Raw genomic sequence first — 6,420 nt, forward strand, 5'->3', positions numbered from 1 at the left:
TCAGTCATCGGTGCCCTCCGGGGCGGGGAAGAAGGATTCGAGCACCTGCCGGGCGAGGTTCGGGTCGTAGATCCACAGCACCTCCGAGCGCGGGCCGACCGAGCGGTCCAGTTTCATCAGCGGCCGCGGCACGGGCTCGTCGCCGGTGCCGTCCGCCTCGGGCAGGGGATCGCTCAGGTCGCGGACCGCCACCCAGAGCTTCTTGAACCGGACCGGGTCGCCGCCGAGGTGCCCGACGATCCGGGACACCACCTCCCACGACGGGCAGCTCGCGCCGTTCAGCAGGTTCCCGATCGTGGTGTGGGACGCGCCGGTCGCCTTCGCGATGGTCCGCAGGCTCGGATCGCCGGAGCTCCGGCGCAGCACCCGCAGCTCGGTGCACAGCCGCTCGAGCGGCCCGGCCGACGGGTCCGGCACCCGGTGTCCTCCCCGTCTCCGGCAAATACTGGCACGCACTGTACCGGGTTCGTCAGGACGTGTCCCTCTTGTGGCAAGACCCCTTCCCGGCGTCCGGCGGCCCGGGGCATGGTCGGGGTGGATCACCGGACGAGGGGAGAACACCCATGCCGCACAACGTGCTCTACGTCGGCCTGGCCGCGGCCGCGGTGCCCGCGGTTTCGGCGCTGACGTGGCTCATCGGCCTGGCGATGACGCTGCGCGGCAGCGAACCGCGGGAGCGCCCGGCTTTGCTGCGCGCGTACACCGGCGCCGAGCGGCGCAGGTGGCGGCGATGACGGGGTCAGCGGGGGCAGGGACCGAAGTACAGGCACTCGATCGCCGCGCGGGGGTCGAGGGACTCCGCCCGGGGTTCGAGTTCGTCGAGCAGGCTCGCGATGCCGTCGAGGTCGGCCTCGCCGCCCGGGGTCAAGGGGACGAACCGCTCGGCCGTGTCGTGGACGGGGCAGCCGTTGGCGTGGAGGTTGCCCGCCGCGACCACGGCGAAGACCTCGGTGCCGGTGTCGTCGAACGTGAAGTAGCTCTGGAGCCGGACCGGCGTCGTCGTCGCGACCTCGTTGATGTGCTGCCCGCCGAAGCTGGCGGGGTAGTGCCAGCCGGCGGTGGGGTCGTCGGCGAAGCGGTCGTGGCCCGGGTCGCGCCCGCCCGCGAGGTGCCAGCCGCGCGCGAGGAGGAACTCGTGCACGGCGAGCTGGCGGGCGAACAGCGGGTCGGTCGTCATCGGTGGTTCCCTCCCGAACGCGGCGATGGACCCACCCAGTGTCGTCCCCGCCGGCCCGCCACGGACGGGTGACCACCCCCGGCTACACGATCCCCGCCTCGATCAGCTGCTCCCAGATGACGCTCTGGTCGACGACCTCGACGCCGAGTTTCTCCGCCTTGGTCAGCTTGCTGGCCCCGACGTCGGCGCCGGTGATGAGGAAGTCCGTGCTCGCCGAAACCGACGAAGCCGTTGTGGCGCCCGCCTTTTCGCAGTGCCGCTGGAACGTCGGGCGGGGCACCTTCTCACCCGAACGCGGGTCGCTGATCGCGCCCGTCACCACGACCGTCTTGCCCGCCAAGGGCGCGCCGGCCGCGACGACCGGCGGCAGGTCCTCTTCGCGGACGTCCAGCGAGACGCCCGCTTTCCTCAGCCGTTCGAGTTCGGGACGCAACCGGGTGAGGTGCTCGATCAGGGACGCCGCGACCTTCGGGCCGATGTCCTCGACCGCCACGAGCCCTTCCTCGCCCGCGTCCGCGACGTCTTCCAGCGAGCCGAAACCCGCGCGGCACAGGCGGGCCGCCGTGCCCTCGGACGCCATCGGGATCGCCAGCCCGATCAGCGCGCGGCGGAGGCCGACCGCGCGGCTCGCGTCGATCGACTCGATCATCCGCGTGGCCGAGACCTCGCCGACGCGGTCGAACTCCAGCAGTCTTTCCTTCGTCAGCCCGTAGAAGTCCGACGGGTGCTCCAGGATTCCCGCCTCCGCCAGGCGTTCGATCCACACCCCGCCGATGGCGTCGATGTCCGCCGCCGCCCGTGACGCCCAGTGGATCAGCCGGCGCACGGTCTGCGCGGGGCAGGAAACGTTGGTGCAGAACAGTTCGCGGCTGTTGCCCTGCTCGGTCAGCGGCTGCCCGCACGACGGGCAGGCGTCCGGCGGGACGATCTCCCGCTCGGCGCCCGTGCGTTTCGACGCGTCGAGCACGCCGGCGACGAACGGGATGACGTCCCCGGCGCGGCGCACCAGCACCGTGTCGCCGATCTTGATGCCGCGGGCGCGGATCACCTCCTGGTTCGCCAGTGTCGCGCGGGTGACCGTGGTGCCGCCGACGAACACCGGCTCCAGCCAGGCCACCGGCGCGATCTTGCCGGTCTTGCCGACGTCCCAGACCACATCGGCCAGCACGGTGGTCTTCTCCTCGGCGGCGAACTTGAACGCCAGCGCGCCGCGCGGCGAGCTCGACCGGGTGCCGGCCGCGGCGTACGCGTCCCGGTCCGCCAGCCGCAGCACGGCGCCGTCGAGGTCGTAGTCGAGTTCGTTGCGCTGCTGCTCGATGGTGGTGATGGCGGCCTGCGCGGCTTCGGCGTCCGCGCAGTGGCGCATGTCGGCCGCGGTGAACCCGAGCGCCACCAGCGCGCGTTCGAGGTCGGTGGCCGCGCTGTCCGGGTCGGTGTGCAGGTCGAAGGCGAAGAACCGCAGCCGCCGCTCGGCGACCGTCGCGGGATCCTTGGCGCGCAGCGTGCCCGCGGCCGCGTTGCGCGGGTTGATCAGCGGCTTGTCCGGGTGCGCGGTGTTGTACGCGGCGAACGTCGACCGCAGCATGACGGCCTCGCCGCGGACCTCGACCCGGCCCGGCGCGTCCACCCGATCGGGGATGCCATCGGTCAGCGCGCGCACCAGCACCGTGACGTCGTCACCCGTCGTGCCGTCGCCCCGGGTGACCGCGCGCGCCAGCCTGCCGTTTTCGTAGACGACGGCCAGCGAAAGGCCGTCCAGCTTCGGCATCACCACGACCGGCTGGCCGGGGAAGCGGTCGAAGAACGCGGCGACCTGCTCGGGCGTGGTCGCCTTTTCCAGCGACAGCATCGGGCGCGAGTGCCGGATCGGCGCGTGCAGCACCGCCGGCGCGCCGACCTGCTCCAGCGGGTTCGGGTCCGGCGCGAGCTCCGGGTTCGCCTCGATCAGGCTCCGCAGCTCGTCCTCGACCGCGTCGTACTCCGCGTCCGCCACCAGCGGCGAACCCCGGTAGTAGGCGTCGCGCAGCGCCACGACGCGGTCGGCGAGTTCCTGGATGCGTTCCTGAGCGTTCACGGGGAGGACGTTACCGGGCACCACCGACAAAAACTCCGACCGTGCTGGAGGCGCTCCAGGCTTACGATGAAGATCATGCGATTCGCCATCAAGACCTCGCCCCAGAACACCGAATGGGCGGACATGCTCGCCGTGTGGCAGGCCGCCGACGAGATCGAGCTGTTCGAATCCGGCTGGACGTTCGACCACTTCTACCCGATCTTCTCCGACCCGACCGGGCCGTGCCTCGAAGGCTGGGTGACGCTCACCGCCCTCGCGCAGGCCACGAAGCGGCTGCGGGTGGGCACCCTGGTCAGCGGCATCCACTACCGCCACCCCGCGCTGCTGGCGAACATGGCCGCGACGCTCGACATCGTCTCCGGCGGCAGGCTCGAGATCGGCATCGGCGCGGGCTGGAACGAGGAGGAGTCCGGCGCGTACGGCATGGACCTGGGCACGGTCAAGGAGCGCAGCGACCGGTTCGAGGAGGCGTGCGAGGTCCTCGTCGGGCTGCTGACGCGGGAGACCACGACGTTCCAGGGCAAGCACTACCAGCTCACCGACGCCCGCTGCGAGCCGAAGGCCGTGCAGACGCCGCACCCGCCGATCTGCATCGGCGGCAGTGGTGAGAAGCGGACGCTGCGCACGACGGCGAAGTACGCCCAGCACTGGAACTTCGTCGGCGGCAGCCCCGAAGAATTCGCCCACAAGCGTGACGTCCTGCACGCCCACTGCGCGGACATCGGCCGCGACCCGGCCGAGATCACGCTGTCCTCGCACGTCCGGCTCGGCCCCGACGGCGACTACGCGAAGGTCGCCGCCGAGGCGGAGGCACTCGGCGAGGCGGGGCTGGACCTGGCGATCGTGTACCTGCCGCCGCCGCACACCCCGGCGGTGCTCGAGCCGCTGGCGAAGGCGCTCGAGCCGCTGCGCTAAGCCCGGGTCCCCAGGGCCGCGACGGCCGCCGCGATGCCCGCTTTGTCGTAGCTGCCGGTCGGGAGGGCCGCGCTGTGGGCGTGCCGGACGATGCCGTCGGCGTCGACAAGCACGCTGCCCGATCGCTGCAGCGCGCCGAAGACCGCCTTGCCGAGGCCGACCGCCTCGTGGGGCGTGCCGTGGCGGCCGGTGACGACCGGGAACGGGACGTCGTGCTTCGCGCGCCACGCGGCCGCCGTCTCGCGGTCTTCGGGGACCGCGATGACGACGCGGACGCCGTCGGCCGCGAGCGGCTCCGCGTTCGCCGCGAGGTCGCGGACGTGCCGGCGGCAGACCGGGCAGGTCGTCGAGCGCATGAAGTAGAGCAGGACCGCGTGGCCGCCGAGGTCGACGGCGCGCCCCGCGGTGTCTTCGAGGTCCAGGGGCGGGACGGGGGTTCCGGGTTCGAGCACGTGCTGTCCTTTCGAGGTCACAGCCGGGCGCGGACCGCGGTCCGCGCCCGGTGCAGGTGGGACTTCATCGCCGCCGTGCTGAGCCCGAGCGCATCGGCGACCGTCCGGCCGGGCTGGCCCAGGACGTCCCGCATCACGAGCACGCGCCGCTGGACGTCCGGCAGTGCCTGGATCGCCCGTGCGACGCGCTCGGCTTCGAGCCGCTTCAGCGCTTCGTCCTCGGCCGATTCCGTGAGCCCGGGATCGGGTTCGGCGCCGGTGTCGAGGACCCGCCGGGCGCGGCGCAGGCACTCGTTCCGGACGATCCGGAACATCCACGAGGCGAGCGCCGCCGTCGCGCGCAGGGAGCCGATCTTGCGGTACAGGACGATGAGCGCCTCCTGTGCCGCGTCTTCGGCGTCCTGCGGTGACGCGCAGAGGTGGTCGGCGAAGCGCCGCACGTGCGGGTGCGCCCCGTGCACCACCGCGGTGAGCGACTCGAGGTCACCCCCTTGCGCGGCCTCCACGAGCTGCTCGCTGACCCACCCCATCCGGCACTCCCTCCCGGTTCGACGACGACACCCATAAGAGGACGCGTCCCGCCGAAAGGATTCACCCCGCCCAGTGGTGGATCGCGAACCGGCCGCCGTCGCGGCGGACCTCGGCCGCACCCAGGCCCGCGAAGTGCGCCGGGACGACGAGTTCCCGGTTGTCGGCCGCCCGTTCGAGGATGCCGCGGCGGGTGACGGCGGCTTGCCGCGGGTCCTCGCAGAAGCAGCTGCTGTGCTCCGGTTCGAGGATCTGCACCGGGCTGTGCAGCAGGTCGCCGACGAACACCGCCCGGTCCGTGCCGGACGCGACCCGCAGCACCGACGACCCGGGCGTGTGGCCGGGCGCGGCTTCCAGGGTGAGGTTGCGGTCGATGCGGTGACTGCCTTCCCACCGCACCGCCTGGCCGAGCACGGGCGCGACGCTGTCGGCGTAGACGAGCAGGCTGCCTTCGCGGCGCACCCGGTCGCGTTCGGTCTTCGGCACCGGACGGCGGTGGGCGTTGCGCGGGTCGAAGTACACCTGGTCCGGGCGGGGGATCAGGTAGGTCGCTCGGGGGAAGGCCGGCACCCAGTCGCCGTCGCGCAGTTCGGTGTTCCAGCCGACGTGGTCGTAGTGGATGTGCGTGTTGACGACGACGTCGACGTCCTCGGGCCGGACGCCGGCCTCGGCGAGGCGGTCGAGGAACGGCGTCGCGAGGTGGTCGAAAAGCGGGATCTGCGGGCGGTCCCGGCCGTTGCCGACGCCGGTGTCGACCAGGATCACGCGGCCCTCGCTGCGGAGCACCCACGTCTGGACCGCGCCGCGGTAGCCGCCGGTCTCCGGGTTCCAGTGGTCGGGGGCGAGCCAGCCGGCGTTGTCCGCCCAGAGTTCGGGCGGGCTGGGGACGATGGTCCGCGCCGGCGCGATCTCGCCCGCCCACTCGACGACCTTCACGACTTCGACTTCACCGATGTGCATGACTCGACGCTAGGACGCCGCTGTGAGCGTCTCAATGCGTGAAAGGCTCAATTCGATACGAGATCGGCTCTAGGCTGATCCGGTGGACCTCCTCAGCGACGCGATCGCCGCCGTGCGGATCGGGCGGCCGACGTCGAACCGGCTCAGCACCGGGAGCGCGTGGTGCTACCGCTTCGCGCCCTACGACGGCGCCGGCTTCCACGTGCTGCTGCGCGGCACCGGCTGGCTCGTCCCGGACGACGGCCCGCCGGTGCCGCTCGGCGCCGGGGACGCGGTGCTGGTCCCGCACGGGAGCCCGCACACGCTGTCGGCGA

General features: G+C 72.4%; 9 protein-coding genes. 3 read left to right on the forward strand and 6 right to left on the reverse strand.

The window, feature by feature from the left end; translation table 11 throughout:
* Positions 1–417, reverse strand: a complete 417-nt coding sequence (locus G3I65_RS15930) for a helix-turn-helix transcriptional regulator (RefSeq protein WP_160696807.1) — start codon at positions 415–417, stop codon at positions 1–3.
* Positions 418–563: 146 nt separating this feature from the next.
* Here G3I65_RS15930 and G3I65_RS15935 point away from each other — a divergent pair, with 146 nt between their 5' ends.
* The gene (locus G3I65_RS15935) at positions 564–734 is read left to right on the forward strand and encodes a hypothetical protein (protein WP_160696808.1); all 171 of its coding nucleotides are present in this window, start codon (positions 564–566) and stop codon (positions 732–734) included.
* 5 nt (positions 735–739) lie between these two features.
* On the opposite strand, the gene G3I65_RS15940 is transcribed toward G3I65_RS15935, so the two are convergent.
* Both G3I65_RS15940 and ligA read right to left on the reverse strand, forming a co-directional pair.
* Positions 740–1,177: a hypothetical protein gene (locus G3I65_RS15940; RefSeq protein ID WP_160696809.1), complete on the reverse strand. Its 438-nt coding sequence runs from the start codon at positions 1,175–1,177 to the stop codon at positions 740–742.
* Between the two features lie 82 nt (positions 1,178–1,259).
* Positions 1,260–3,251, reverse strand: coding sequence for an NAD-dependent DNA ligase LigA (gene ligA / locus G3I65_RS15945; RefSeq protein WP_160696810.1), 1,992 nt, complete (start codon positions 3,249–3,251; stop codon positions 1,260–1,262).
* 75 nt (positions 3,252–3,326) lie between these two features.
* Here ligA and G3I65_RS15950 point away from each other — a divergent pair, with 75 nt between their 5' ends.
* Complete coding sequence (locus tag G3I65_RS15950) at positions 3,327–4,166, forward strand: LLM class F420-dependent oxidoreductase (RefSeq protein ID WP_163046695.1); 840 nt, start codon at positions 3,327–3,329, stop codon at positions 4,164–4,166.
* Here the strand turns inward: G3I65_RS15950 and G3I65_RS15955 are convergent.
* The 3 genes from G3I65_RS15955 to G3I65_RS15965 all read right to left on the reverse strand — a co-directional run bounded on the left by G3I65_RS15955 (position 4,163) and on the right by G3I65_RS15965 (position 6,106).
* A complete protein-coding gene (locus G3I65_RS15955) occupies positions 4,163–4,618 on the reverse strand; it encodes a peroxiredoxin family protein (RefSeq protein ID WP_160696812.1) in 456 nt (151 codons plus the stop codon). The two genes, G3I65_RS15950 and G3I65_RS15955, sit on opposite strands and share 4 nt — an antisense overlap.
* A 17-nt stretch (positions 4,619–4,635) precedes the next feature.
* Positions 4,636–5,148: an RNA polymerase sigma factor gene (locus G3I65_RS15960; protein WP_160696813.1), complete on the reverse strand. Its 513-nt coding sequence runs from the start codon at positions 5,146–5,148 to the stop codon at positions 4,636–4,638.
* Positions 5,149–5,209: 61 nt separating this feature from the next.
* A complete protein-coding gene (locus G3I65_RS15965; protein ID WP_160696814.1) occupies positions 5,210–6,106 on the reverse strand; it encodes an MBL fold metallo-hydrolase in 897 nt (298 codons plus the stop codon).
* 82 nt (positions 6,107–6,188) lie between these two features.
* On the opposite strand from G3I65_RS15965, the gene G3I65_RS15970 reads away from it, so the two are divergent.
* A partial coding sequence (locus tag G3I65_RS15970) for a cupin domain-containing protein (RefSeq protein WP_160696815.1) occupies positions 6,189–6,420 on the forward strand: 232 nt, incomplete at its 3' end.

It is taken from the genome of Amycolatopsis sp. SID8362 (assembly GCF_010550475.1).
Lineage (GTDB): Bacteria > Actinomycetota > Actinomycetes > Mycobacteriales > Pseudonocardiaceae > Amycolatopsis > Amycolatopsis eburnea.